Origin of the sequence: Streptomyces hamibioticus, from assembly GCF_047946815.1 — a bacterium.
Classification (GTDB): domain Bacteria; phylum Actinomycetota; class Actinomycetes; order Streptomycetales; family Streptomycetaceae; genus Streptomyces.
In genome coordinates this window covers 2,780,073-2,806,451 of sequence record NZ_JBKKQY010000001.1, presented here as the reverse complement: position 1 = coordinate 2,806,451, position 26,379 = coordinate 2,780,073, and the positions used below count along the sequence as shown (strand labels likewise).

The 26,379-nt window shown below is 71.8% G+C and carries 26 protein-coding genes; 14 read left to right on the top strand and 12 right to left on the bottom strand.

Annotated elements, in window-relative coordinates; translation table 11 throughout:
- Positions 1–201 precede the first annotated feature (201 nt).
- The 7 genes from ACLGIH_RS12410 (at position 202) to ACLGIH_RS12380 (ending at position 7,670) form a co-directional block, all read left to right on the top strand.
- Entirely contained in the window at positions 202–1,251 is a 1,050-nt protein-coding gene (locus tag ACLGIH_RS12410) for a BMP family lipoprotein (RefSeq protein ID WP_416525308.1), read from the top strand.
- Between the two features lie 164 nt (positions 1,252–1,415).
- Positions 1,416–3,038: an ABC transporter ATP-binding protein gene (locus ACLGIH_RS12405; protein WP_416529359.1), complete on the top strand. Its 1,623-nt coding sequence runs from the start codon at positions 1,416–1,418 to the stop codon at positions 3,036–3,038.
- Positions 3,038–4,159: an ABC transporter permease gene (locus tag ACLGIH_RS12400; protein ID WP_416525307.1), complete on the top strand. Its 1,122-nt coding sequence runs from the start codon at positions 3,038–3,040 to the stop codon at positions 4,157–4,159. Before ACLGIH_RS12405 ends, ACLGIH_RS12400 begins: the two co-directional genes overlap by 1 nt.
- On the top strand, positions 4,156–5,421 hold the full coding sequence (locus ACLGIH_RS12395) for an ABC transporter permease (protein WP_416525306.1): 1,266 nt from the start codon (positions 4,156–4,158) through the stop codon (positions 5,419–5,421). Before ACLGIH_RS12400 ends, ACLGIH_RS12395 begins: the two co-directional genes overlap by 4 nt.
- Entirely contained in the window at positions 5,418–5,810 is a 393-nt protein-coding gene (locus ACLGIH_RS12390; RefSeq protein ID WP_416525305.1) for a cytidine deaminase, read from the top strand. Before ACLGIH_RS12395 ends, ACLGIH_RS12390 begins: the two co-directional genes overlap by 4 nt.
- Positions 5,811–5,838: 28 nt before the next feature.
- Positions 5,839–7,116 carry a thymidine phosphorylase gene (locus ACLGIH_RS12385; RefSeq protein ID WP_416529358.1) on the top strand — a complete coding sequence of 426 codons (1,278 nt, stop codon included), beginning with the start codon at positions 5,839–5,841 and terminating at the stop codon, positions 7,114–7,116.
- Positions 7,117–7,283: 167 nt separating this feature from the next.
- The gene (locus tag ACLGIH_RS12380) at positions 7,284–7,670 is read left to right on the top strand and encodes an STAS domain-containing protein (RefSeq protein ID WP_416525304.1); all 387 of its coding nucleotides are present in this window, start codon (positions 7,284–7,286) and stop codon (positions 7,668–7,670) included.
- Here ACLGIH_RS12380 and ACLGIH_RS12375 read toward each other — a convergent pair.
- Positions 7,554–8,567, bottom strand: a complete 1,014-nt coding sequence (locus ACLGIH_RS12375; RefSeq protein WP_416525303.1) for a sigma-70 family RNA polymerase sigma factor — start codon at positions 8,565–8,567, stop codon at positions 7,554–7,556. The genes ACLGIH_RS12380 and ACLGIH_RS12375 overlap by 117 nt on opposite strands.
- 133 nt (positions 8,568–8,700) lie before the next feature.
- Complete coding sequence (locus tag ACLGIH_RS12370; protein WP_416525302.1) at positions 8,701–9,966, bottom strand: MFS transporter; 1,266 nt, start codon at positions 9,964–9,966, stop codon at positions 8,701–8,703.
- A gap of 63 nt (positions 9,967–10,029) precedes the next feature.
- Between ACLGIH_RS12370 and ACLGIH_RS12365 the strand changes: the two genes are divergently transcribed.
- Together ACLGIH_RS12365 and ACLGIH_RS12360 are read left to right on the top strand one after the other, a co-directional pair.
- Entirely contained in the window at positions 10,030–10,983 is a 954-nt protein-coding gene (locus ACLGIH_RS12365) for a LysR family transcriptional regulator (protein WP_416525301.1), read from the top strand.
- Positions 10,984–11,172: 189 nt separating this feature from the next.
- A complete protein-coding gene (locus ACLGIH_RS12360; RefSeq protein ID WP_416525300.1) occupies positions 11,173–12,723 on the top strand; it encodes a M28 family metallopeptidase in 1,551 nt (516 codons plus the stop codon).
- Between the two features lie 131 nt (positions 12,724–12,854).
- Here the strand turns inward: ACLGIH_RS12360 and ACLGIH_RS12355 are convergent, their stop codons facing one another.
- Positions 12,855–13,619, bottom strand: a complete 765-nt coding sequence (locus ACLGIH_RS12355) for an alpha/beta hydrolase (protein WP_416525299.1) — start codon at positions 13,617–13,619, stop codon at positions 12,855–12,857.
- A gap of 117 nt (positions 13,620–13,736) precedes the next feature.
- Between ACLGIH_RS12355 and ACLGIH_RS12350 the strand changes: the two genes are divergently transcribed.
- Complete coding sequence (locus tag ACLGIH_RS12350) at positions 13,737–14,894, top strand: adenosine deaminase (RefSeq protein WP_416525298.1); 1,158 nt, start codon at positions 13,737–13,739, stop codon at positions 14,892–14,894.
- 138 nt (positions 14,895–15,032) lie between these two features.
- Positions 15,033–15,398 (top strand): ATP-binding protein, encoded by a 366-nt coding sequence (locus tag ACLGIH_RS12345; RefSeq protein ID WP_416525297.1) that lies wholly within the window; start codon positions 15,033–15,035, stop codon positions 15,396–15,398.
- A 139-nt stretch (positions 15,399–15,537) separates the two neighbouring features.
- On the opposite strand, the gene ACLGIH_RS12340 is transcribed toward ACLGIH_RS12345, so the two are convergent.
- The 5 genes from ACLGIH_RS12340 to afsQ1 form a co-directional block, all read right to left on the bottom strand.
- Complete coding sequence (locus ACLGIH_RS12340; RefSeq protein WP_416525296.1) at positions 15,538–15,744, bottom strand: PspC domain-containing protein; 207 nt, start codon at positions 15,742–15,744, stop codon at positions 15,538–15,540.
- A gap of 89 nt (positions 15,745–15,833) precedes the next feature.
- A complete protein-coding gene (locus ACLGIH_RS12335; protein ID WP_416525295.1) occupies positions 15,834–16,388 on the bottom strand; it encodes a VanZ family protein in 555 nt (184 codons plus the stop codon).
- Between the two features lie 126 nt (positions 16,389–16,514).
- Positions 16,515–17,114, bottom strand: a complete 600-nt coding sequence (locus ACLGIH_RS12330; RefSeq protein WP_416525294.1) for a hypothetical protein — start codon at positions 17,112–17,114, stop codon at positions 16,515–16,517.
- A complete protein-coding gene (locus ACLGIH_RS12325) occupies positions 17,114–18,727 on the bottom strand; it encodes an ATP-binding protein (protein ID WP_416525293.1) in 1,614 nt (537 codons plus the stop codon). The genes ACLGIH_RS12330 and ACLGIH_RS12325 overlap by 1 nt, the downstream gene beginning before the upstream one ends.
- On the bottom strand, positions 18,724–19,401 hold the full coding sequence (afsQ1, locus tag ACLGIH_RS12320) for a two-component system response regulator AfsQ1 (protein ID WP_164393744.1): 678 nt from the start codon (positions 19,399–19,401) through the stop codon (positions 18,724–18,726). Before afsQ1 ends, ACLGIH_RS12325 begins: the two co-directional genes overlap by 4 nt.
- A gap of 239 nt (positions 19,402–19,640) precedes the next feature.
- Between afsQ1 and ACLGIH_RS12315 the strand changes: the two genes are divergently transcribed.
- A complete protein-coding gene (locus ACLGIH_RS12315; protein WP_416525292.1) occupies positions 19,641–20,429 on the top strand; it encodes a SigE family RNA polymerase sigma factor in 789 nt (262 codons plus the stop codon).
- 270 nt (positions 20,430–20,699) lie between these two features.
- Here ACLGIH_RS12315 and ACLGIH_RS12310 read toward each other — a convergent pair whose 3' ends face one another.
- Entirely contained in the window at positions 20,700–21,404 is a 705-nt protein-coding gene (locus ACLGIH_RS12310) for a uridine kinase family protein (protein ID WP_416525291.1), read from the bottom strand.
- Positions 21,405–21,506: 102 nt separating this feature from the next.
- Between ACLGIH_RS12310 and ACLGIH_RS12305 the strand changes: the two genes are divergently transcribed.
- Positions 21,507–21,914, top strand: coding sequence for a hypothetical protein (locus ACLGIH_RS12305; protein ID WP_416525290.1), 408 nt, complete (start codon positions 21,507–21,509; stop codon positions 21,912–21,914).
- A gap of 90 nt (positions 21,915–22,004) precedes the next feature.
- Here the strand turns inward: ACLGIH_RS12305 and ACLGIH_RS12300 are convergent, their stop codons facing one another.
- From ACLGIH_RS12300 to deoC, 3 genes are read right to left on the bottom strand one after another with little or no spacing between them, the layout of a single operon-like run.
- Complete coding sequence (locus ACLGIH_RS12300; protein WP_416525289.1) at positions 22,005–22,913, bottom strand: aldehyde dehydrogenase family protein; 909 nt, start codon at positions 22,911–22,913, stop codon at positions 22,005–22,007.
- Entirely contained in the window at positions 22,906–24,369 is a 1,464-nt protein-coding gene (locus ACLGIH_RS12295; RefSeq protein WP_416525288.1) for an aldehyde dehydrogenase family protein, read from the bottom strand. The genes ACLGIH_RS12300 and ACLGIH_RS12295 overlap by 8 nt, the downstream gene beginning before the upstream one ends.
- Before the next feature lie 5 nt (positions 24,370–24,374).
- Complete coding sequence (gene deoC / locus ACLGIH_RS12290) at positions 24,375–25,403, bottom strand: deoxyribose-phosphate aldolase (RefSeq protein WP_416529357.1); 1,029 nt, start codon at positions 25,401–25,403, stop codon at positions 24,375–24,377.
- Between the two features lie 113 nt (positions 25,404–25,516).
- Here deoC and ACLGIH_RS12285 point away from each other — a divergent pair, with 113 nt between their 5' ends.
- Positions 25,517–26,248, top strand: a complete 732-nt coding sequence (locus tag ACLGIH_RS12285; protein ID WP_416525287.1) for a PH domain-containing protein — start codon at positions 25,517–25,519, stop codon at positions 26,246–26,248.
- The last annotated feature ends 131 nt before the right edge of the window (positions 26,249–26,379 follow it).

Here is a 26,379-nt window from a genome sequence, read left to right as displayed (position 1 = left end):
CCGTCTCGGCCTCCGCGTCACCCAGCGCCACCCTCCGTTTGCGCGCGGCAAGGGTCCGGACCGGCCCGCGCGCCCCATTGGGCACGGGCGCATAACAAGGTGGACAGAAGGGGTTTTCAGGCAGGTCTACGCGCGTTAATCTGCGGCGAAGCCAGCGCCGAAGCCGAACCGTCCGGCGCTTGTACGACAGGAGCACCACACATGCGCCGGATTTCCCGGATAACGGTCGCAGGCGCGGCGACCGCCTCCCTGGCTCTCGCCCTCTCCGCCTGCGGCGGCACCTCCACCTCCGCCGGTTCGGCGGAGTCGAAGGGTGACAAGGGCCTCGCCATCGCCTACGACGTCGGCGGCAAGGGCGACCAGTCCTTCAACGACGCCGCGTACGCGGGCCTGGAGAAGGCCAAGAAGGAGTTCAAGTACAAGACGGCCGACATCGAGCCCACCGAGGGCGAGACGGACGCCGACAAGCAGCAGCGTCTGGAGTCCCTGGCCAAGCAGGGCTACAACCCGGTCGTCGGCGTCGGCTACGCGTACGCCTCCGCCGTGAAGGGCGCCGCCGAGAAGTTCCCGGACACCACCTTCGGCATCGTGGACGACGCCACGATCGAGGCCAAGAACGTGGCCGACCTGGTGTTCAGCGAGGAGCAGGCCTCCTACCTGGCCGGCGTCGCCGCCGCCAAGAGCACCAAGACGAACGTGGTCGGCTTCGTGGGCGGCGTGGACATCCCGCTGATCCACAAGTTCCAGGCCGGCTTCGAGCAGGGCGTCAAGGACACCGACCCGAAGATCAAGGTCCTCTCCCAGTACCTGTCGCAGACCGCGGAGGAGGGCGGCTTCTCCAGCCCGCACATGGGCAAGACCGCCGCCGAGGGCCAGATCGAGCGCAAGGCCGACGTCGTCTACGCGGCGGCCGGTCTGTCCGGTCAGGGCGTGATCGAGGCCGCCGCCGCCAACAAGGTGTGGGCGATCGGCGTCGACTCCGACCAGTACCGGCAGGAAGCCCTCGCGAAGTACAAGGACTCCATCCTGACCTCCGCGATGAAGGACGTCGCCAAGGCGGTCTACAACCTCGCGAAGTCCGTCGAGGCGGGCAAGCCCGAGACCGGTATCGTTCGGGGCGATCTGAAGACGGGCGAGGTGAGCCTGTCGAACTCCAACCCGAAGTTCGCGGACAATGCCGAGCTCCAGGAAGCCATCAAGACGGCCAAGGAGAAGATCGTCAGCGGCGAGATCAAGGTCAAGAGCAGCTGACACCCAGCAACACTCTGAGCAGCGTGCAACCGCGGTCGCGTTGCCGCTCGGCGGGGTACGGGGAGGGCGCCTCCCCGTACCCCGCCGGAGCAGGTGCGCCGCCGCTTCCCATGCCGTAGGGGCGCTACGCGCGTAGACGACCCCCGTCCCCAGGAGAGTGCGCCATCAACGCGTCCAGCAGCCCTCCGGCCGGAGCGGCGGCGGGTGGTCGGGAGACCGCCGTCGAGCTAGCCGGGATCACGAAGCGATTCCCCGGTGTCGTGGCCAACCACGACATCCACCTCACCGTCCACAAGGGCACCGTCCACGCCCTCGTCGGCGAGAACGGCGCCGGCAAGTCGACGCTGATGAAGATCCTCTACGGCATGCAGAAGCCGGACGAGGGCACCATCGCGATCGACGGCGAGATGGTGAGCTTCTCGTCCCCGGCCGACGCCATCACCCGCGGCATCGGCATGGTCCACCAGCACTTCATGCTCGCCGACAACCTCACGGTCCTGGAGAACGTGGTCCTCGGCAGCGAGAAGCTGTACGGCATCGGTGCCAGGGCCCGCCGCAAGATCAAGGAGATCTCCGACCGCTACGGCCTCGGCGTCCGCCCCGACGTCCTGGTCGAGGACCTCGGTGTCGCCGCCCGCCAGCGCGTGGAGATCCTCAAGGTCCTCTACCGCGGCGCCCGCACGCTGATCCTGGACGAGCCGACGGCCGTGCTGGTCCCGCAGGAGGTGGACGCCCTCTTCGACAACCTGCGCGAGCTGAAGTCCGAGGGCCTGTCCGTCATCTTCATCTCCCACAAGCTGGGCGAGGTGCTCTCGGTCGCCGACGAGATCACCGTCATCCGCCGCGGGACGACGGTCGGCACGGCCGTGCCCGCCGAGACGACGCCGCGACAGCTCGCCGAGCTGATGGTCGGCAGCGAACTGCCCACCCCGGAGACCGCCGAGTCCACGGTCACCGACCGCCCGGTGATCTCCGTCGAGAAGCTGCGGCTGGCCGCGCCGGGCGGCAAGGCCCTGCTCGACGACATCACCTTCACCATCCACGCCGGTGAGGTGCTCGGCATCGCCGGTGTCGAGGGCAACGGCCAGACCGAACTGGTCGACGCGCTCATCGGCCTGCGGCACGCGGACTCCGGCACCATCCGGCTGGCCGACGAGGAGATCACCGGCTGGCCCACCCGCAGGCGCCGCGAGGAGGGCATCGGCTACATCCCCGAGGACCGCCACCGCCACGGCCTGCTCCTGGAGGCCCCCCTCTGGGAGAACCGCATCCTCGGCCATGTCACCGAGCAGCCCAACGCCAAGGGCGTCTGGCTGAACCCGAAGGCCGCCCAGCAGGACACGCGCCGGATCGTCGAGAAGTACGACGTCCGCACCCCCGGCATCGACGTCACCGCGGCCTCCCTGTCCGGCGGCAACCAGCAGAAGCTGATCGTCGGCCGGGAGATGAGCCACGAGCCGCGCTTCCTGATCGCCGCCCACCCCACCCGCGGTGTGGACGTCGGCGCACAGGCCGCGATCTGGGACCACATCCGCAAGGCCCGCCGCGAGGGCCTGGCCGTGCTGCTGATCTCCGCCGACCTGGACGAGCTGATCGGCCTGTCCGACACCCTGCGCGTGATCTACGACGGCAGGCTGGTCGCGGACGCCGACCCGGCCACCATCACCCCGGAGGAGCTGGGCTCCGCCATGACCGGTGCCGCGACCGGCCACCTGGAGCACGAAGAGACCGACGAGTCTCCGGAACGGCAAGAGACCGACGAGTCTCCGGAAGACGAGGCCCGCTGATGAAGAAGTTCGACAAGGAGCGCCTGCTCCTCGCGGTGGCCGGACCGGTCATCGCGCTCGCCGTGGCCTTCGTGCTGAGCGCGATCGTGCTGATCGCCTCGGGCAAGGACCCGGTGGAGCCGTTCGCCCTCATGTTCGAGCAGGCCGGCTTCTCCGACATCCAGGTCCTGATCGTCAACCAGGCGTCGATGTACTACATCGCCGCGCTCGCGGTGGCCATCGGCTTCCGGATGAACCTGTTCAACATCGGCGTCGACGGCCAGTACCAGCTCGCCGCCATGATGACGGCGATCGTCGGCGCCCACATGAACCTGCCGGCGGTCATCCAGACCCCGCTGCTGCTCCTGACCGCCGTGTTCACCGGCGCCTTCTGGTCCGGCATCGCCGGTCTGCTGAAGGTCACCCGCGGCGTCAGCGAGGTGGTGGCGACGATCATGCTCAACGCGATCGCCACCTCCGTCATCGGCTACCTGTGGCTGCCGGACGTCTTCGGCGTCAAGGTCGGCAACAACAACACCACCGGCGAGATGCACGCCTCGGGCTGGGTGCCGGGCTTCGACCTCGGCGCGGCCGGCGAGATCTACGGCCTGCTCGTCCTCGCCGTACTGCTCGGCATCGGCTACTGGGTCGCGCTCAACCGCACCCGCTTCGGCTTCGACCTGCGCGCCTCCGGCGCCTCGGAGACGGCCGCCGCGGCCAGCGGTGTCGACCCCAAGCGGATGGTGCTCACCGCCATGCTGCTCTCCGGCGGCATCGCCGGTCTCGCGGGTCTGCCGATCCTGCTCGGCGACACCCACACCTTCAGCCTCAACTTCCCCACCGGCATCGGCTTCCTCGGTATCGGCATCGCGCTGCTCGGCCGTAACAGCCCGGTCGGCATCGCCTTCGCCGCCCTGCTGTGGGCCTGGCTCGACAAGGCCTCGCCCGAGCTGGACTTCCACGGCTACGACAAGGAGATCGCGGTCATCATGCAGGGCCTGATCGTCCTCTCGGTCGTCGTCTCCTACGAGGCGGTCCGCGAGTGGGGCCTGCGCCGCCAGCAGCGCCGGGTCGGCGCCGAGCTGGCCGCCGGCCACGTCCTCGGCGCCCACAACACCACGAAGGAGGTGGCTGGCCGATGACCACCGCAACCGATGTCAACCAGCCCACGCTGGAGCACGGGGCGCCGTCCGGCCGCCGCCTCTCCCTGCCCGTCCTGCTGCTGCTCATCGCCGGGGCCCTGGCGCTGACCTCGCTGGTCCGCATCATCACCGGTGCCAACGGCATCACCAACGTCAGCCAGATGTCCACCGCCCTCCAGCTCGCGGTGCCCATCGGCCTGGCCGGCCTCGGCGGCCTGTGGGCCGAGCGGGCGGGCGTGATCAACATCGGCCTCGAGGGCATGATGATCCTCGGCACCTGGTTCGGTGCCTGGGCCGGCTTCCAGTGGGGGCCGTGGACCGGTGTCCTGGTCGGCATCGTGGGCGGTGCCCTCGGCGGCCTGCTGCACGCGATCGTCACCGTCACCTTCAAGGTCAACCACATCGTCTCCGGTGTGGCCATCAACATCCTCGCCCTCGGCGCCACCCGCTACCTCGCGCCGCTCGCCTTCGAGGGCCACCGAGGCGGTACGGCCAAGCAGTCCCCGCCGGTGGAGTCCCTCGGCCACTTCACCGTGCCCGGACTCTCCGACGCGCTCAGGAGCCTCAACGACCAGGGCTGGTTCCTGATCTCGGACATCGCCGGCCTGCTCGGCGGCCTGGTCACCGACGTCTCCTGGCTGACCGTGATCGCCGTCGCGCTGGTCCCCGCCAGCTGGTGGGTGCTCTGGCGCACCCCGTTCGGCCTGCGGCTGCGCTCCTGCGGCGAGAACCCGGTCGCGGCCGAGTCGCTGGGTGTCAACGTCTACAAGTACAAGTACCTGGCCGTGCTCATCTCCGGCGGCCTGGCCGGCCTCGGCGGCGTCTTCCTGTCCATCGTGGCCAACCCCTTCTACCTGGAGGGCCAGGTCAGCGGACGCGGCTTCATCGGTCTCGCCGCGATGATCTTCGGTAACTGGACGCCGGGCGGACTGGCCCTCGGCGCGGGCCTGTTCGGCTACACCGACAGCCTCAACCTGCGCGGCGGCTCCGCCAACGTGCACGCCCTGCTGCTGCTCGGCGCGCTGCTGCTGCTGGCCGCCGCGATCTGGCTGGTGGTCCGCAAGGCGTACGTCAAGGCCGGGATCACCCTGGCCGTCGGTGCCCTGGTCTTCGCCTGGTACGCCACCACCGACGACGTCCCCAACCAGGTCGTCTCCGCCACGCCGTACGTCGTCACCCTCGTCGTCCTCGCGCTGTCCGCGCAGCGCCTGCGGATGCCCAGGGCGAACGGCATGGCGTACCGGAAGGGACAGGGCAAGTGACCGGCGCCGACTGGGAGGCGCTGCGGACGGCGGCCCGGGACGCCATGTCCCGGGCGTACGCCCCCTACTCGGGCTACCCGGTCGGAGCCGCCGCCCTGGTCGACGACGGCCGCACCGTCACCGGCTGCAACGTCGAGAACGCCAGCTACGGCATCGGGCTGTGTGCCGAGTGCGGCCTGGTCTCCCAGCTGCGGCTGACCGGCGGCGGGCGGCTGACGCACTTCGTCTGCGTCGACGGCACGGGCGAGGTCCTGGTCCCCTGCGGCCGCTGCCGTCAGCTGCTGTACGAGTTCGGCGGCCCGGAGCTGCTGCTGGAGACCCCGGCGGGGATCGTGCCCCTGTCCGAGATGCTCCCGCAGGCCTTCGGCCCCGACCACCTCACCAAGTAACTCCCGGAAGGAACGCCAGGCCATGGCCATGGACGCCATCTCCGTCATCCGCACCAAGCGGGACCGCGGCGAGCTCGGCGACGAGCAGATCGACTGGGTCATCGACGCGTACACCCGCGGCGAGGTCGCCGACGAGCAGATGTCGTCGCTCGCGATGGCCATCCTGCTCAACGGCATGAACCGCGCCGAGATCGCCCGCTGGACGGCCGCGATGATCGCCTCCGGCGAGCGGATGGACTTCTCGTCGCTGTCCCGCCCGACCGCCGACAAGCACTCCACGGGCGGCGTCGGCGACAAGATCACCCTGCCGCTGGCGCCCCTGGTGGCGGCGTGCGGCGCGGCCGTCCCGCAGCTCTCGGGCCGCGGCCTCGGCCACACCGGCGGCACGCTGGACAAGCTGGAGTCGATCCCGGGCTGGCGCGCGCTGCTGTCCAACGAGGAGATGCTGGACGTCCTGGACCGGGTCGGCGCGGTGATCTGCGCGGCGGGCGACGGCCTGGCCCCGGCGGACAAGAAGCTCTACGCCCTGCGCGACGTCACCGGCACGGTCGAGGCCATCCCGCTGATCGCCTCCTCGATCATGTCGAAGAAGATCGCCGAGGGCACCGGCTCCCTCGTCCTGGACGTGAAGGTGGGCAGCGGCGCCTTCATGAAGACGCCGGAGGACGCCCGCGAGCTGGCGTCCACGATGGTCGGCCTGGGCACCGACCACGGCGTGAAGACGGTCGCGCTCCTCACCGACATGTCCACCCCCCTCGGTCTGACCGCGGGCAACGCCCTGGAGGTCCGCGAATCGGTGGAGGTCCTGGCGGGCGGCGGCCCGGCGGACGTCGTGGAGCTGACCGTGGCGCTGGCCCGCGAGATGCTGGACGCGGCCGGCATCAAGGACGCCGACCCGGCCAGGGCTCTGGCCGACGGCTCGGCGATGGACGTCTGGCGCCGCATGATCGCGGCCCAGGGCGGCGACCCGGACGCGCCCCTGCCCACCTCGAAGGAGCAGCACGTGGTCAAGGCCGCCGCCTCCGGCGTCCTGACCCGCCTGGACGCCTACGACATCGGCGTCGCCGCCTGGCGCCTGGGCGCGGGCCGTGCCCGCAAGGAGGACCCGGTGCAGGCGGCGGCGGGCGTGGAACTGCACGCCAAGCCGGGCGACACGGTGACCGAGGGTCAGCCCCTGCTGACCCTGCACACGGACACCCCGGAGCGCTTCGAGTACGCCCTGTCCGCGGTGTCGGGCTCCTACAACATCGCCCCGGCCGGCACGGCCTTCACCGCGTCTCCCGTGGTGCTGGAACGTATCGCCTGACCTGGCGTTCTCCCGATGGGGTGAACGGGACCGGTGGACCCCCGCCGGTCCCGTTCGGCATGCCGGGACCGGTGACACACCTCCCGGCCTCCTTCGCCACCGTGATCGGCACCGGCGAGTTCCCGGTGGACTGAGCCCCCCGGGGGGGCGCTGCCCTGCGCCCACCGATGAGTTCCGCACCCGCGCCCGGTCTACCGGACGTGGATGCCGTGACACCCGCCGTACTCGTGCTGCCGGGGTCTGTCTCCCAGGGGGAGCTGCCCCGGCTCTGCGCCGAGGTGCGCGCGCTGCTGGAGGAGACCGGGGCCGGAGTCGTCGTCTGTGATGTGGGCGGGCTCGGGCCGCCGGGTCTCGCCGTCGTCGACCTGCTCGCCCGCCTGGAACTCAGCGCCCGGCGGGCCGGCGGCCGGATCCGGCTGCGGGAGCCCGACCCCGCGCTACACGCCCTCCTGGAGCTGGTCGGACTCCGCTTCCAGATGGAGGGGCAGCCCGAACAGCGGGAACCACCGCTTGGTGTCGAGGAAGCAGTGGAACCCGGTGATGCGGCCCTCTGAGGTCTCCAGCACCTGGATCGCCCACGGCGCGAAGCCCCCGGCCTCCGGGTCCGGCTTGTAGTGCGCGAACGCCGGCAGCCCGTTGGCCTGCACCGGCAGCAGCCGGGAGTGCGCACAGGAGGCGCCGAGCGTGGTCATGAAGCCGGTGATGTCCGCCGGGCCGGCCAGCCACAGGTCGAACGGCGGCATCGTCATGACCGCGTCCTCGTGCAGCAGGGCCGTCAGGGCGGTCATGTCGTACCCCTCGAAGGCCGCCACATAGCGGTCGAGGAGCTTCTGCTGCTCCTCGTCCAGGGGATCGGAGACCGCCCCGGCCGCGCTCTGGCCGGCCCGCTCCGCCAGCGTCGCACGGGCCCGCTGGAGAGCACTGTTGACCGACGCGACCGAGGTGCCGAGCAGCTCGGCGACCTCGCTCGCCTTCCAGGCCAGCACCTCCCGCAGGATCAGCACCGCCCGCTGCTTGGGCGGCAGCTGCTGCAGCGCGGCCATGAAGGCGAGCCGCACCGACTCCTTGGCGACCGCCGCCTCCGCCGGGTCGTCCGTCGTCGGCAGCACCCGGGCGTCCGGCATCGGCTCCAGCCAGGTGTTGTCCGGGCGGGGTGCCAGGGCCGCCTGGGCGAGCGGCGTCGACTCCGTCAGGTCCATGGGGCGGGCCCGCTTGTTGCCCGCCGTGAGCATGTCCAGGCAGACGTTGGTCGCGATGCGGTAGAGCCAGGAGCGGAGGCTGGAGCGGCCCTCGAACTTGTCGTAGTTCCGCCAGGCGCGGACCAGGGTGTCCTGCACCGCGTCCTCGGCCTCGAAGGAGGAGCCGAGCATCCGGTAGCAGTAGCCGGTCAGTTCGGTCCGGTGCTTTTCCAGCGCGGAGTCCAGCTCCGCCGTCGCCGTGCCGTTGGTCATCGTCCACCCACCCCTGTGGCCGTCCTGTCGTGCGCCTCTTCGCGCCTCGCACTCCGGAAGCTACCGCAGGGCACTGACAATGGCCTGTGCAGTCGGGAAAAGCGCAGGTCGGCGAGGTGCCCGCAACGCCGGTTCAGGCCACCGCCGCGACCGCGCGCCGGGCCGCAAGAGATCCGGACACCGTGATCGCCACGACCCCCAGCACCGCCAGCAGCCCGACCCCGACCGTCCCGGCCCAGCCGCCCGCGTGGAAGGCGACCGCGCCCACCGTGCTGCCCGCGCTGGAGCCGACGTAGTACGCCGACTGGTACAGGGCGGAAGCCTGCGCCCGGCCGTGCGTGGCCGTCTTGCTGACCGCCGACGAGGCCACCGCGTGTCCCGCGAAGAACCCGGCCGTGATCAGCACCAGGCCCAGCAGCACCAGCGGCAGCGCGGGCGCCAGGGACAGCAGCAGCCCCGCGGCCGTCGTACCGCCGCCCAGGTAGAGCGCCCCGCGCCGGCCCAGCCGGCCCACCAGCCGTCCCGCCGTCGACGCCGACACCGTGCCGACCAGGTAGACCAGGAAGACGGAGCCGACGATGCCCTGCGGGAGGGAGAAGGGCGCCTCGGTCAGGCGGTAGCCGATCACCGTGTAGACGCCGCCGAACACCGTCATGAACAGGGCGCCGATCGCGTACAGCCGGCGCAGCAGCGGGTCGGCCAGGTGGCCGCGGACGGTGCGGGCCAGCACCCGGGGCCGCAGGGAGCCCGGGGTGAAGTGGCGCGGCCTCGGCAGCAGCAGCCGGAAGGCCACCGCGCACGCCACCGCGACCACGCCGAGCACGCCGACGGCCACCCGCCAGCCCCACTCCTGCGCGACCCACCCGGTGATGACCCGGCCGCTCATGCCGCCGACGCTGTTGCCCGCCACGAACAGCCCGATGGCCGTCACCAGCGCACGCGGGGTGACCTCCTCCGCGAGGTACGCGGTCGCCGACGCCGGCAGCCCGGCCAGCGCCGCGCCCTGCACCGCCCGCAGCGCCACCAGCGCCGGCAGGGAGGGCGCGAAGGGGACCAGCAGTCCCACGGTCACCGCCACCGCGAGCGACGCCGTCATGACCGTACGCCGTCCGAACCGCTCCGACAGCGCGCTCATCGGCAGGACGAACAGCGCCAGGCCGCCGGTCGCCGCGGCCACCGTCCAGCTCGCGTCGCCCGCGGTGACGCCCAGGTCGCCGGAGATCAGCGGCAGCAGGGCCTGGGTGGAGTACAGCAGGGCGAAGGTGGCGACGCCCGCGAGGAAGAGGGCGAAACTCATCCGGCGGAAGCCGGGACCGCCGGGGGCCACGCGGGAGTCGGAGACGGGGGGAACGACGGCGGCGCCCACGGTGGTGGACGCCCCGGTATCGGCGGGAGTCATGCTTCGACGGTATGGAGGACCGCACTCATCCGTCCAATGCATGGATTCGCCATAATCATTCCCATGGTGCATCAGCAGAGGTCGCAGCCCCGCCTGTCACACACCGGTGACACAGAAGACGTCGTCGCGATGCTCGCGCCACGCCTGGTCCACTTCGCCGGCGTGGCCCGTACCGAGCACGTCACCCGCGCCGCCCAGGAGATGAACGTCCCCCAGTCGACCCTCTCCCGCTCCCTGGCCCGCCTGGAGGAGGACCTCGGCGTCGACCTGTTCGCCCGGCACGGCCGCACCGTCTCCCTCACCCCCGCCGGGCGCACCTTCCTCGGCTCCGTCGAACGTGCCCTCGCCGAGATCGAGCGCGCCGCCGACGAGGTCCGCGCCGACGCCGACGCGGCCACCGGCAAGGTCGCCTTCGGCTTCCTGCACACCATGGGCGCCGAGACCGTGCCCGGCCTGCTGCACGCCTTCCGCGCCGACCATCCCCGGGTCCGCTTCAGTCTGGTCCAGAACTACGGCGAGGCCATGCTGGAGCGCCTCCGCGCCGGCGAACTCGACCTGTGCCTGACCTCCCCGGTCCCCGACGCCCCCGACCTGGTCGCCCGCCGCCTCGACGAGCAGAAGCTGCGCCTCGTCGTCCCCGCCGACCACCGTCTGGCCGGCCGCCGGCGGATCCGCCTCGCCGAGGCCGCCGACGAGATCTTCGTGACCCTGGAGCCCGGTTACGGCCTGCGCCGCATCACCGACGACCTGTGCAAGGAGGCCGGCTTCCGCCCCAAGGTGGCCTTCGAGGGCGAGGAGGCCGAGACGCTGCGCGGCCTCGTCGCGGCGGGCCTGGGCGTCGCCCTGCTGCCGCCGCCCACGGTGCCGCGCCCGGGGGTGACCGAACTGACGGTCACCGCGCCGCGCGCGGTCCGCGAGATCGGTGTGGCCTGGCTCGCGGGCCACCCGGACACGCCCCCGGTGGCCGCCTTCAAGAAGTTCCTGCTGTCCCGCAGGGGCAACCTGCTCCCGGACTAGGGGTTTCTGACGGGTTCTCCTGAGTCCGGGCCGGTCCGCGAACGCCCGTTCGCATGCTGACGTACCGATATGGCGTACCGAAAATCTGAAACTCGTACAGCGGAACCAGCGCGAACTCTGGTCAGAGTGGCTGTTTGCTGTTTAGCGTGCGTCCACCGCAGACCCCCTGCCTGTCGTGGAAGGACCTCCATGCCCTCACGTCGTTCAGCCGTCGCCACCGCCACCCTGGCCGCCGCGGCTCTCGTCTCACCGCTCTTGCTCGCCGGCCCCGCGGGGGCCACCAGCCCGCACAGCGACGCCGCGCGGGGTGACGCGCTCGCCAGGAAGCTGGTCAAGGACTCAACCGGCAAGGGGGCGTTCAACCACCTCAGGGTCTTCCAGGCGATCGCCGACCACAACGGCGGCACTCGGGTGGCGGGCTCCAAGGGACATGAGCAGTCGGCCAAGTACGTGGAGACGGTCATGAGAGCCGCCGGCTACAAGGTGTCCCGGCAGGAGTTCGACTTCGTGTACGTCGAGACTCTCGCCGAGAAGCTGACCGTGAACGGCCCGGCCGGGCGCGACGTCCCGATCAAGCTGATGACGTACACGGCGAGCGGGCCGGAGGGCGGCGTCACCGCCCCGGTGGCCGTCGCCCCGGTCGACGCCGACGGCACCAACGGCTGCGAGCCGGGCGACTTCGCGTCCGGCACCTTCACCGGCAGGATAGCCCTGGTCCAGCGGGGCGGCTGCACCTTCGCGGCCAAGCAGGTCAACGCGGCCGCGGCCGGCGCGGTCGGCGCCGTCATCTACAACAACACGCCGGGCGACCTCAACGGCACCATCGGAGACCCGGCACTCGGCAAGATCCCCACGGGCGGCATCACCCAGGAGGACGGCGAGAAGCTGGCCGCCGAGGCGGCGGCCGGGGAGGTCTCGGTCACCCTGGACATCCGCGAGCTGCGCGAGAACCGCACGACGTGGAACGTGGTCGCGGAGACCCGCGGCGGCGACGCGGACAACACGGTGTTCCTCGGCGCCCACCTGGACTCGGTCGTGGACGGGCCCGGCATCAACGACAACGGCTCGGGCTCGGCGGGCATCATGCAGGTCGCGCAGCGCCTCGCGTCCAGCCAGGACAAGATCAAGAACAAGGTCAGGTTCGCCTGGTGGTCGGCGGAGGAGTTCGGTCTGCTCGGATCGGAGGCGTACGTCGCCTCCCTGACGGAGGAGCAGAAGAAGCAGATCAAGCTCTACCTCAACTTCGACATGATCGCCTCGCCGAACGCGGCGTACTTCGTGTACGACGGTGACGACTCGGACGGCGTCGGCTCGGGCCCCGGCCCGGAGGGCTCCGCGCAGATCGAGAAGGGCATCACCGACTTCCTCGACTCGAAGAACATCCCGCACGAGGGCACCGACTTCAGCGGCCGCTCGGACTACGGTCCGTTCATCGAGGTGGGCATCCCGTCCGGCGGCACGTTCACCGGTGCGGAGGGCATCAAGACGGAGGCCCAGGCCGCCAAGTTCGGCGGGCAGGCGGGGGTCGCGTACGACGTCAACTACCACGGTGCGGGTGACGACATCACCAACATCGACCACAAGGCGCTGGACATCAACGTCGACGTGATCGCCGACGCGGTCGGGCACTACGCGTTCGACCTGGCGCCGCTGTCGAAGCCGGTGGTCTCGAAGCCGACAGGCGGCACGGACGGCAGTGGTGGCGGCCTCCACGACGGCCACGACCACGCCACGGAGTAACCACCCGCCCTGCGCCGGCCCCCGTCCCCAGGGCGGGGGCCGCCCGTGCTCCGGCCCGCCCTCGGGCTCCGTCGCGCACGCCTCCTGTGCCCTCCCGCGACTCGACACGATCCCATCGACCGGACCGAGCACTACTGGTGCCGCAGCGTCCGGCCGAAGCCCGCCGCCAACGGCATCCGCAGCCCGAGCGGCGGCGGAGCCGCCAGCGCGTCCCGGACCGGGCGGGACAGGGAGTGCCCGAACAGCGCGCCCAGCACGAAGTCCTCCGTCAGCGCGGCGACCTCGTCCCGGTAGTGGTGCAACCCGTGCCCGTCGGAGTGCACTTCGAACCGGCACACGTCCCGGTTCGCCTTCTTCGCCCGTGCCGCCAGCCGGAACGACAGTTCGGGATCGCTGCGTTCGTCGTTGGTGCCGTGCACGATCAGCACCCGCCGCCCGGCGAGCTGCTTCACCGGTTCGGGTGGCGCGGCCACGTCGTCCTCCGGCAGCCAAGGGGCGATCGCCACCAGCGAGTTGACGGCCTCGTGCCCGCCCGCGTGCAACGCGGCCCGGCCGCCCATGCCGAGGCCGACGAGACAGACGGGGACGTCGCCGTAGCGCCGTACGGCCTCGTCGGCGGCCCAGGCGGCGTCCCGGGCGAGGTGCGCCTCGCTGCCGTTCCAGCCCCGGTAGCGGTAGTGCACGACGTGCGCGGCCAGGCCCTCGTCCCGCCCCGCGCGCACCAGCCGGCGCCCCAGCGCGCGCATGGACGCGGTCGCCAGCAGGGCGGACGGTCTGCGGCTGGACTCCTCGTCGCCGGCGGGCAGCAGCAGCACCACCCCGCTCACGGCCGTCGGCTCCGGACCCAGCGCTCGCCCCAGCCGGGCCCCGGGCGCCGGCCTCGCTTCCTGTGCCATGACAGAACAGTGTCAGAAGACCGGGTGTACGCCACCTGTCCGGGCAGTCACCGTTACATATCGAAGGATTCGTACAGCCCCGGTGTGCTCTACGCGCGTAGGAGCTACAGTGCGAAGATGACCAGCCAGAGCACCGCGAAGAGCCCGAACCCGGACCAGATCCGCCGGGCGCCCAAGGTCCTGCTGCACGACCACCTCGACGGCGGGCTGCGCCCCGGCACGATCGTCGAACTCGCCCGGGACAGCGGCTACCCGGCCCTGCCCGAGACCGACCCCGACCGGCTCGGCGCGTGGTTCCGCGAGGCCGCCGACTCCGGCTCGCTGGAGCGCTACCTGGAGACCTTCTCGCACACCGTCGGCGTCATGCAGACCCGCGAGGCGCTCGTCCGGGTCGCCGCCGAATGCGCCGAGGACCTCGCCGAGGACGGCGTCGTCTACGCCGAGGTGCGCTACGCCCCCGAGCAGCACCTGGAGAAGGGGCTGAGTCTCGAAGAGGTCGTCGAGGCCGTCAACGAGGGCTTCCGGGAGGGCGAGCGGCGCGCCAGGGACAACGGCCACCGCATCCGCGTGGGCGCCCTGCTCACCGCCATGCGGCACGCCGCCCGCGCCCTGGAGATCGCCGAACTCGCCAACCGCTACCGGGATCTGGGCGTCGTCGGCTTCGACATCGCCGGCGCCGAGGCCGGCTACCCGCCCACCCGCCACCTCGATGCCTTCGAGTACCTCAAGCGGGAGAACAACCACTTCACCATCCACGCCGGCGAGGCCTTCGGGCTGCCGTCCATCTGGCAGGCCCTCCAGTGGTGCGGCGCCGACCGGCTCGGGCACGGGGTGCGCATCATCGATGACATCCAGGTCCAGCAGGACGGCACGGTCAAGCTCGGGCGGCTCGCCTCGTACGTCCGGGACAAGCGGATCCCGCTGGAGCTGTGCCCCAGCTCCAACCTCCAGACCGGCGCGGCGGCCTCGTACGCCGAGCACCCCATCGGGCTGCTCCGCCGGCTGCACTTCCGCGCCACGGTGAACACGGACAACCGTCTCATGTCCCACACCAGCATGAGCCAGGAATTCGAGCACCTGGTCGACGCATTCGGTTACACGCTCGACGACATGCAGTGGTTCTCCGTCAATGCGATGAAATCAGCGTTCATTCCTTTCGATGAACGACTAGCCATGATCAATGACGTGATCAAGCCCGGTTATGCCGAGCTGAAGTCCGAATGGCTGTTCCAGCAGACGGCGTCCACCAGCAGGTCTTCGGCAGAAGAGGGCTGAACCACGCTGATCGGAGCCGGGAAATGCGGGCGGGTATTCACAATCCGTCCGCATTTCGATGTTTGCGGCGGACGACGGAGAATGTTTACGGTCGAGGACCGCTCACATCCCCGACATCCCATTTCGAGGACGCATTTCATGAAGCAGTCTGCTGCCAAGACCCTCGGCGTCGCCGCCCTCGGTGCCGCCTTCGCCGCCTCCGGCGCGGGCGCGGCCAACGCGGCCCCGGCCGTCCCGGACGTCGCCCAGACGCTGGACGGCGTCACCAAGACGCTGCCCGCCGAGAACGTCTCCCAGGCGGCGCCGGGCGCCGGTCCCGCGCTGGCGAAGGGGCAGGGTGCCGTCGGTACGGGCCTGGCCGCCGCGCAGCCGAACGCCGAGAAGCTGGTCGGCGACCAGCTCGCCAACAGCCCGGCCGGACCGGTCGCCGGCCTGCTCGGCGGACTGCCGCTGCAGGGACTGCCCACGCAGGGCCTGCCGGTGAACGGCATCCCGCTGGGCTGAGCCGCCCCACCACCGCGTGCCGACGGGGCGCGCCCGGATCTGCCGGGCGCGCCCCGTCGGCGTACCAGAGGGAGGGAAGTCGAGGGAGAGGGGGAGGAGGAGGGGAGGGAGAAAGACGGCGGCGGGCGCGGGCCGGGCGCTACCAGGCCGTCTTGGCCGTCACCTTGTCCTCCGAAGGAAGCAGGATCCACAGCGCCAGGTACAGCAGGAACTGCGGACCGGGCAGCAGGCACGAGACCAGGAAGATCACGCGCATGGTCGTCGCGGAGGTCCCGAAGCGCCGCGCCAGCGCGGCACACACTCCGCCGATCATGCGACCGTGGGTGGGGCGGGCAAGGCGGGACATGGCGGCTCCTTCGTGAGCGTCGACTGGAGGCTTTCCGTTCGCCTCCTCTGGTACCCACGCTACGGAGATGAAAAGGGGCAAGCATCGCTCTACGGGGCGATCCCGACCCTGGGAATCGTCGGGGTCCGACCCTGAGCCGGCTCCTCCTGGCGGACGTCCTGCCGGGGCGACCGCTCGGACCGGCGGCGGAGCCGGGCCCGGGCCGCGGGTACCACGGCCAGGTGCGTCAGGGCCACGCCCACCGTGTTCAGCAGCAACGAGTCGACGTCCACGAGCTGGCCGGGCACCCCGGTCTGCAGGAGCTCGATCGCCAGGGACAGCAGCGCTCCGGCGGCGGCGGTGCGCAACAGGGACGCGACGGGGGAGACGATCAGTCTGCCGTCGGCCATGGGCAGCAGCACGCCCAGCGGCGCCAGCAGGGCGAGCCCCTCACCGATCCGGCGGGCCGCCTCCGGCCAGCCGAGGGCCAGGTCGGCCCGGATGCCGTCGAGCGGGCGCAGGTTGGCCGGCATCACCCAGGGCACGTCCAGGGGACGCAGCGTCAGCCAGGCGACGAACGCGAGATGCGCGACCAGGAGGACACTCCCCGTCACCCGGACACGGACCGCGGCGCTCCCGCCGCCGATGGAGCCTTGACGCTGCACGAACCCCTAGACGCGGCCGGTGCCGCGGTCGGTTCCGGAGAGCCACCCGGTCCCCGGATGAGGCGTGCGCCACACACCCGGGACCGGGCGCCCCGCGGCCACCCGGCCGGGCCTTCCGGCCCGCGCTCAGCCCTCGGCCACCTCACTGGACGGCGGCTCGTTGCTGCCCGGCCGGGCGCGGACCTCGTCCGTGCACGAGTAGCGGCGCGGTGCCTCGTCGCCGGGCCCGCCCAGGATCACCGAGCCGTTGCCCTCGGCCGCGGCCGATTCGGAGAAGGTGCAGACGATCTGGGCGAGGGCGTGCGAGGTGAGGTCCCCCGGCGCGGTGCCGAGGCGCAGGGTGTCCTCGGGATCGCCGGGGCGCGGCCCCGACACCCTGGTCCCGCGTACGTCGGTGGTGTACCCGGCCTCCTTCGCCGCGGCCGACGGCGGCTCGGCCAGTTCGTCCAGCAGCCCCTGGGCCACCAGCACGCGCCGCTGGGAGTCCGCCGCGCCGTCCGGCACCCGGACCGTCCGGTCCACGGCCACCAGCGACGAGCCGCACAGCAGGAACACCTGCGCCGCGATGCCGGGCGGGGTCCGGGTCGTCGTGTCCGGCTCGGCGAGCGAGCAGCGCACCCGGGAGGGCGCCGGCCCGAAGTCCGTCGGCACCTCCGTGGCCCGGATGCCGCACCCGGCGAGCAGCACCGCGAGCACACCAAGCGCCGGCAGGCGGCGTACGGTCATCAGGCCTGTCCCTTCGCGTCCTTGCCCCGGCTCTCGTCACCCGCCGCATCCGCCGCGTCCGTCGCCTCGCGGTCCGCCTCCACCAGCGTCGACGCGTCCCGCGGCAACCGCAGCGTGAACACCGCGCCCCCCTCGGGGGAGTTCGCCGCGGTGATCCCGCCGCCGTGGATGTGGGCGTTCTCCAGGGCGATGGACAGGCCGAGCCCGCTGCCCTCGGAACGCGGCCGGGACGCGCTCGCCTTGTAGAAGCGGTCGAAGACGTGCGGCAGGACGTCCTCGGGGATGCCGGGCCCGTGGTCCCGCACCCGGATGACGACCTGCCCGCCTTCCTCGTCGGCCTCCGTCACCGAAACCCGCACCGGCGACCCGCCGTGCTTGAGCGCGTTGCCGATGAGGTTGGCCAGGATCACGTCCAGGCGGCGCGGGTCCAGGCGGGCGTGGATGCCGCGCTCGGCGTCCAGTTCAACGGCGTCCAGCCAGGCGCGGGCGTCGATGCAGGCGGTGATCTGGTCGGCGACGTCGACGTCGTCCAGGACCAGCCTGGCGGTTCCCGCGTCGAAGCGGGTGACCTCCATCAGGTTCTCCACCAGGTCGTTCAGCCGTCGGGTCTCGCTCACCACCAGCCGTACGGCCGGCTCGATCATCGGGTCGATGCCGCCGCTCTCGGAGTCCAGTTCCTCCTCCAGCACCTCGGTCACGGCCGTGATGGCGGTCAGCGGCGTGCGCAGCTCGTGGCTCATGTCCGCCACGAAGCGCCGCGAGGCCTGCTCCCGGCCCGCCATCTCCGCGACCCGCTTCTCCAGGTTCTCGGCGGCGCTGTTGAACGTCCGCGACAGATCGGCGAGTTCGTCGGTGCCCGACACCCTGAGCCGGGTGTCCAGCTTGCCCTCGCCGAGCCGCCGGGCGGCCGCGCCGAGCCGCTGCACCGGCTTCAGCACGGTCGAGGCGGCGGCCTGTGCGAGCAGCGCCGAGCCGATCAGCGCCAGCCCGGTGGCGATGCCCAGCGACCAGGCGAGCGAGCCCAGGTCCTTCGCCTCCGGCTCCAGCGACTTGCGCATGTAGCCGGTCGGCCCGCCGCCGATCACCCGCGTGCCGGCCACCAGATACGGGGTGTCGTCCTCGACGATGCGCTGCCAGTACAGGTGGTACGGGGACTTGTTGGTCCCGGTGACCTCCTGCTCCTTGTTCACCGCGGCGCGCAGTGACTCGGGCACGTCCGCGAGCGAGAAGCCGCCCAGCCCGCCGGAACTTCCGTACACGGTCCGCCCGGCGGCGTTCTCGCCGATCAGCAGCACGCTGAAGCGCTGGCCGCTGCTGGCCATCTGCCCCGCGGTGTGCTGCAACTCGTCCTGCGTCGGATGCTCGGGCAGCGAACCGGCCCGGTTCTGCATCTCCTGCTCGAAGTCCCGCAGCACGGCGTCCTGGGTGCGGGTGAGGACCGCCTCGCGGTTGAGCCAGTAGGCGATGCCGGACGCGGACACGGCGGCGGTGAGCGCCACCAGTCCGAAGACGACGACCAGCCTGAGCCGCAGGCTGGTGAGGCGCAGCCGCGACCAGACTCCCTTGCGTGTCGCGGCCCAGCCGCGCAGACCCCCCGGGTGTTCCTGTGTCACTGAGGCGGATCCAGCCGGTAGCCCACGCCCCGCACGGTACGGATCAGCGTCGGGGACGACGGCACGTCCTCGACCTTGGCGCGCAGCCGCTGCACACACGCGTCCACCAGCCGCGAGTCACCGAGGTAGTCGTGCTCCCACACCAGCCGCAGCAACTGCTGCCGGGACAGCGCCTGCCCGGGCCGCCGGCTCAGTTCGAGGAGGAGTCGCAGCTCGGTCGGCGTGAGCTGGAGGTCCTCGCCGTTCTTGGTGACGGTCATGGCGGCACGGTCGATCACCAGGCTGCCGAAGGCCGCCGAGTCGCTGGACTCCCGTTCCCCGCGCCGCAGCACCGCCCGGATCCGGGCGTCCAGCACCCGGCCCTGCACGGGTTTGACGACGTAGTCGTCGGCGCCGGACTCGAGTCCGACGACGACGTCGATGTCGTCGCTCCGCGCGGTCAGCAGGATGATCGGCAGCTGGTCGGTGCGGCGGATGCGCCGGCACACCTCGAACCCGTCGATGCCGGGCAGCATCACGTCCAGCACGATCAGGTCCGGCCGCTGCTCGCGCAGCAGCTTCAGACCGTCCTCACCGCTGGCAGCGGTGGCCACGCGGTGTCCCTGGCGCGTCAGTGAGAGCTCCAGGGCCGTGCGGATGGCGTCGTCGTCCTCGATCAGCAACAGGGAAGGCACGGGCTCATTCTGGCCCATGGAGGGGGTCCTGTTCGACCTGTGGGTACGGAAGCGGCCCGTCCCCGGCGCCGGGACCTGTGAAGGTCCCGTGGCGCACGCGTGACGGACCCCTGTGACAGGTCTGTGACAGTCGACGGACACGGCCATGAAGTCGCCCGGGCAGGATTTTCGGCACAGGCACCACAGCACGCCGCACCACAGCACGCCGAACACCGGAAGTCCACGACGGGGGGCGCGAGATGAACACGCTGCACAGCACCAGCACCAGCGCAGTGGTCACGCGTCTGCACGACGTGCACGCGCACCGGGGTTCCGAGAAGTCCGGTGCCGAGGGGGGTCCCTCCCGCGCGAGCGGTTTCGAGCGTGGGGGAGGGCGGGGGTGCGCTCGCGGCACCGGGCGTCAGCACACCGCGCTCATGACGGTGGTTGACGCACACACGGGGGACCGGGGGGAGACACACGGGGGAGCGGCGTACGGGGAGGGGACGGGGGAGCGTCGCTCGCTGTCGGAGGTGGAGTTCACCGCCTACGTCCAGGAGCGCCGGGCCTCCCTGTACGCCACCGCCTACCACCTGACCGGCGACCGTTACGAGGCCGAGGACCTGCTGCAGAGCGCGCTGTTCTCGACCTACCGGGCGTGGGACCGGATCACCGACAAGGCGGCCGTCGGCGGATACCTCCGCCGCACCATGACCAACCTGCACATCAGCGCCTGGCGGCGCCGCAAGCTCAACGAGTACCCGACCGAGGAACTGCCGGAGACGCCCGGCGACACGGACGCCATGCGCGGCACCGAACTGCGCGCGGTCCTGTGGCAGGCGCTCGCCCGGCTGCCCGAACTCCAGCGCACCATGCTGGTCCTGCGCTACTACGAGGGCCGCACGGACCCGGAGATCGCGGACATCCTCGACATCAGCGTCGGCACGGTGAAGTCCAGCATCTGGCGGTCGCTCCGCCGGCTGCGCGAGGACGAGGTCCTCAGCTTCGGCCGTGACCGGGAGGACGCCTTCGGCGAACTGGTCGCCTGAAGGTCCGGGGTCCGGAAAAAAAGTCCGGGCCCGGGTGTATCAGGGGGAGAGCCCCGGGCTCTTACTCACGGGGAAGCAAGACGGGGGCCCCGGGGGCCGGGGGAAACCGGGGGAGCACCACGGGGGACCCAGGGGGGAGCACGGGGGCACGGGGGACACGGGGGAAGCACAAAGGGGAGCGGGACCGGAGGGCCGGGGGGTCCGTCCGGTCCCGCTCTTCTGTGTCGTACCGCCGTTGTGTCCGTACCGCCGGGGCTTCCGTATCCCGCGTCAGGCCGCCGTACGGGCCGTCGCGCAGCCGCCCGCCGCCGCTGCCGCCAGGCGGCCCATCGCCTCGTCACGGTCGCAGGCGTGCGCGCCCAGGGCCGTCTGCCGGGCGACGATCGTCCGCTCCTGCCGCATCAGCCGCCAGCCGCGGCGCAGCAGGAACGGCACCGACTTGCGGCCCTCCTTCAGGTCCCGCAGGAAGCGCCGGCGGAAGGTCGTCACCGGTCCCCGGCTCAGGCAGAGCGCGTCGGCCAGCACACCCGCCTCCCGGCAGCGCGTCACGATCTCGGCGGCGAAGACGCCCTCCGCGATGAACAGCGGGGCCCGGCCGATGTCGACGGTCTCCGCGCCGGTCCGGGCGCTGAGCGCGAGGTCGTAGACCGGCACCTGCGTACGGCCGTCGCGGCACAGCCGGGCGATCGCGGAGACGGCGGCCTCCGCGTCCCACGAGCCGGGGTGGTCCCAGTCGATGTCGGAACTCCCGGCGACCAGCGGCAGTGTCGGGTCGGTGCCCTCCTTGTAGAAGTCGTCGAGCCGCAGCACCGGCAGGCCGGAGCGGGCGGCGAGGAGGGACTTGCCGGAGCCGGAGGGGCCGCAGAGCAGCACGACTCGCGTCGGTATGGGCGGATGGGAGCTCACGGGACACCAGTGTGAGGCATCCTTCGGCCGCCGTACGACCCCGCGGATCGGCTTTGAAGCGTGCGTCACACGTCAACTACGCTTCGCGCCGACCTCATTACACTCCGCAGTGCGACCGCAGTACTCTCCCGGTAGTCCGGTGGCACTCCGTAGCAAGAGGTGGCAGCAGCGATGGCCCGACACGCGTCCCCCCACACCCCGACCGCCCAGCGCGCCCTGGTCGCCCTCGCGACCGCCGGGGTGGCGCTGGGAGCAGGTGCGGCGACGGCCTCCGCGGACAGCGGCGAGTCGCTCGGTGGCATGGTGCACACCAGCCCGGCCTCCCTGGGCAGGATCGACCCGGAGGCCGGCCCCAAGACGACGACCGGCACGCTCGGCTACGTCACGGGTCCGGTGGCCGGCCTCAAGCCCAACCCGCTGGCGGGCACCGGCGTCGACCCCCTGGACAACGGCGTCGGCATGGAGGTGGCCGACTTCCAGCCGCTGACCTCCCAGGCCGTCACCGGCCCGGTGGCGCAGGCGCAGTCGGTCGGGGGCGTCCCGGTGCTGGGGCAGGCGGCAGGGGTGCTGGGCGGCTGACGCGGCGGCGACAGCGGCGGCGAACGGCGAGAGCCGCGCCTCCCTCGGACGGAGGGGAGGCGCGGCTCTCTGCTCGTGGCCCCGGAGGGCTCAGTACGACGAGCCGGAGGCGCCCAGCGAACCCGTCGGGTGCCAGACCGTCTTGGTCTCCAGGAACGCCGTCATGCGGTCGATGCCCGGCGTCGCCGCCCAGTCGGCGCCGTCCACAGGCTGTGGACGCAGGACGCGCTTGAGGTTGTCCGCCGCGGCGATCTCCAGCTCCTTCGCCAGCGCCTCGTCGGCGCCCGCGAGGTCGATCGCGTTGACGTCCTGGTGGGCGGCGAGCGGGGCCGCGATCTCCGCCGTACGGCCGGACAGGACGTTGACCACGCCGCCCGGCAGGTCGGAGGTGGCCAGCACCTCGCCCAGGGAGAGGGCGGGGAGCGGGAACTTCTCGCTCGCGACCACGACCGCCGTGTTGCCGGTGGCGATCACCGGGGCGACGACGGAGACCAGGCCCAGGAAGGACGGCTCCTGCGGGGCCAGGACCGCGACCACGCCGGTCGGTTCGGGGGAGGACAGGTTGAAGAAGGGCCCGGCGACCGGGTTTCCGCCGCCGACCACCTGGGCGATCTTGTCGGTCCAGCCCGCGTACCAGACCCAGCGGTCGATCGCCGCGTCGACCTGGGCGGCGGCCTTCGCCTTCGACAGGCCCTCGGCGTCGGCGACCTCACGGACGTACTGCTCGCGGCGGCCCTCCAGCATCTCGGCGATGCGGTAGAGGATCTGGCCGCGGTTGTACGCCGTCGCGCCCGACCACCCGCCGAACGCCTTGCGCGCGGCGACCACCGCGTCCCGGGCGTCCTTGCGGGAGGCCTGCGGCGCGTTCGCCAGCCAGTTGCCCTTGGAGTCCGTCACCTCGTACACCCGGCCGCTCTCGGAACGCGGGAACTTCCCGCCGACGTACAGCTTGTAGGTCTTGAAGACCGCCAGACGGTTCTGCTCCGACTTCTCAGACATCGAGGTACGCCTCCAGGCCGTGGCGGCCGCCCTCGCGGCCGAAGCCCGACTCCTTGTAGCCGCCGAACGGCGACGTCGGGTCGAACTTGTTGAACGTGTTGGACCAGACGACGCCCGCGCGCAGCTTGTTCGCGACCGCCAGGATGCGCGAGCCCTTCTCCGTCCAGATGCCGGCCGACAGGCCGTAGGGGGTGTTGTTGGCCTTGGCGACGGCCTCGTCCGGGGTGCGGAAGGTCAGGACCGACAGCACCGGGCCGAAGATCTCGTCACGGGCGATGGTGTGCGCCTGGGTGACGTTCGTGAACAGCGTCGGGGCGAACCAGTAGCCGGACGACGGGATCTCGCAGGCCGGGGACCAGCGCTCGGCGCCCTCCGCCTCGCCCTGGTCGGCGAGGGCGGTGATGCGGGCGAGCTGCTCGGCGGAGTTGATCGCGCCGATGTCGGTGTTCTTGTCCAGCGGGTCGCCGAGGCGGAGGGTGGACAGACGGCGCTTGAGGGCGTCCAGCAGCTCGTCCTGGATCGACTCCTGGACCAGCAGACGGCTGCCCGCGCAGCAGACCTGGCCCTGGTTGAAGAAGATGCCGCTCACGATGCCCTCGACGGCCTGGTCGATCGGGGCGTCGTCGAAGACGATGTTGGCGCCCTTGCCGCCCAGTTCCAGGGTGAGCTTCTTGCGGGTGCCGGCGACCGTGCGGGCGATCTCCTTGCCGACCGCGGTGGAGCCGGTGAAGGCGACCTTGTTCACGTCCGGGTGGGCGACCAGGGCGGCGCCGGTGCGGCCGTCGCCGGTGACGATGTTGACGACACCCCGGGGCAGGCCCGCCTGACGGCAGATGTCCGCGAAGAACAGGGCGGACAGGGGCGTCGTCTCGGCCGGCTTGAGCACCACCGTGTTGCCGGTCGCCAGCGCCGGGGCGATCTTCCACGCCAGCATCAGCAGCGGGAAGTTCCACGGGATGACCTGGCCCGCGACGCCCAGCGGCCTGGGGTTCGCGCCGAAGCCGGCGTGGTCCAGCTTGTCGGCCCAGCCCGCGTAGTAGAAGAAGTGCGCGGCGACCAGGGGAAGGTCGGCGTCCCGCGTCTCCCTGATCGGCTTGCCGTTGTCGAGGGTCTCGAGAACGGCCAGCTCGCGGGAGCGCTCCTGGATGATGCGGGCGATGCGGAACAGGTACTTCGCGCGCTCGGCACCGGGCAGCGCCGACCACTTCGCGAACGCCTTGCGGGCGGCCTTCACGGCGCGGTCGACGTCCTCCTCGGTGCCCTCGGCGACCTCGGAGAGCACCTCCTCGGTGGACGGCGAGACGGACTTGAAGACCTTCCCGCCGGCCGCCTCGGCGAACTCGCCGTCGATGAACAGGCCGTAGGAGGGGGCGATGTCGACGACCGCGCGGGACTCCGGCGCCGGTGCGTACTCGAATGCGGATGACCGCTGTGCCGTGGTCTTTTCCGTGGTCATGGTGATCAGTCCACCGTCACGTAGTCGGGGCCGGAGTAGCGGCCGGTGGCCAGCTTCTGGCGCTGCATCAGCAGGTCGTTCAGGAGCGAGGAGGCGCCGAAGCGGAACCAGTGGTTGTCCAGCCAGTCCTCGCCCGCGGTCTCGTTGACCAGCACGAGGAACTTGATCGCGTCCTTCGCCGTGCGGATGCCGCCAGCCGGCTTCACGCCGACCTGGACGCCGGTCTGCGCCCGGAAGTCGCGGACCGCCTCCAGCATCAGCAGGGTGTTGGCCGGGGTCGCGTTCACGGCGACCTTGCCGGTCGAGGTCTTGATGAAGTCGGCGCCCGCGAGCATGCCGAGCCAGCTGGCGCGGCGGATGTTGTCGTACGTCGACAGCTCGCCGGTCTCGAAGATGACCTTCAGGCGGGCGTCCGTGCCGCAGGCCTCCTTCACGGCGACGATCTCCTCGTACACCTTCAGGTAGTGGCCCGCGAGGAACGCGCCGCGGTCGATGACCATGTCGACCTCGTCGGCGCCCGCCGTCACGGCCTCGCGCACGTCGGCCAGCTTGACCGCGAGGGAGGCGCGGCCCGCCGGGAACGCGGTGGCGACCGAGGCGACCTTCACGCGCGAACCGGCGACGGCCTCCTTGGCCACGGCCACCATGTCGGGGTAGACGCAGACCGCGGCCGTGCCGGGCGCGGTGCGGTCGGTCGGGTCGGGGCGGACCGCCTTGGCGCCGAGCGCCCGGACCTTGCCCGGGGTGTCCGCGCCTTCCAGCGTCGTCAGGTCGACCATCGAGATGGCCAGGTCGAGGGCGTAGGCCTTCGCGGTGGTCTTGATGGAACGGGTACCGAGGGCGGCGGCGCGCGCCTCCAGGCCGACCGCGTCGACGCCGGGCAGCCCGTGCAGGAAGCGGCGCAGCGTGCTGTCGGACGCGGCGACGTCCTTGAGTCCGTGCACTCCCCGGCCTCCGGGCGCTCCAGGCGCTCCGGGCGTGGGTGCAGCGGACGCGGCGGGGGTACCGGGTGCGGCTGATGCAGTGGTGGGCATGGTCACCAGGCGAGCATATCTACGCGCGTAGCGGCTGTACAGCCCCGTGCGCTCATCTTGTGCCGCGGCACCACGTATGAGCGTCGCCGGAGCCGTCGGGCACAATCGGCAGCATGACGACCCCGGACCACCAGTCGCCCATGCCGCCGCCCTCGGGACCCGAGACCCGGGACCGGGTCTACCGCTCGCCCGCCGGCATGGTCGGCGGCGCGCTGCTGCTCGCCATCGTCCTGTGGCTCGGCATCGACGCGCTGGTCAGGGGCGAGGGGCGCACCCCGTGGCTGGCGCTGGCCACGCTGCTGCTGGTGGTGCCGCCGGCCGTCGCGTACACCCTGCGGCCCGCCGTCTTCGCCGGCGAGGACCGGCTGCGCGTCCGGAACCCGCTGCGCGTCATCGTGCTGCCCTGGGGGCAGATCGAGTCGCTGCGGTCCGGTTACTCGAACGAGGTCGTCGCCGAGTCCGGCACCAAGTACCAGCTCTGGGCGATCCCGGTCTCGCTGCGCGCCCGCAAGCGGGCGGCCCGGCTGGAGGCGCGGCGGGCCGCGGAGGCGTCGGGGGGCGGCCGGGGCCGCGGCCGCGGGCGGGGCGTCGCGTCCGGGACCGTCGTCGGGGGGCTGGGCGGGCTGTCCGGGGGCGGGGCCGAGGCGGGTGCCGCGGCGGACGCGGGGGCCGCGCCGGTGCGGGCCGAGAGCGACAAGATCATCCACGAGCTGCGGGAGATGCTGGAGGCGCGGAGGCAGGCACCGTCGGCGCAGGGTGAGGTGTCGGTGCGGTGGGCCTACGAGGTCGTGGGGCCGGCGGTGGCCGGGGCGGTGTTGTTGGCGGTGTTGTTGGCGGTGGGGTGAGTTCGTGGGGGCGGCTGGTTCTGGGGCCGGCTGGTTCTGGGGGCGGCTGGTACTAGGGCCTGCTGTGATTCCGGGGGTGCGGGGCGCGATCCCGTAGGGCGGGTGAGCGCTTGTGGCTCGGGGCTGGGCTG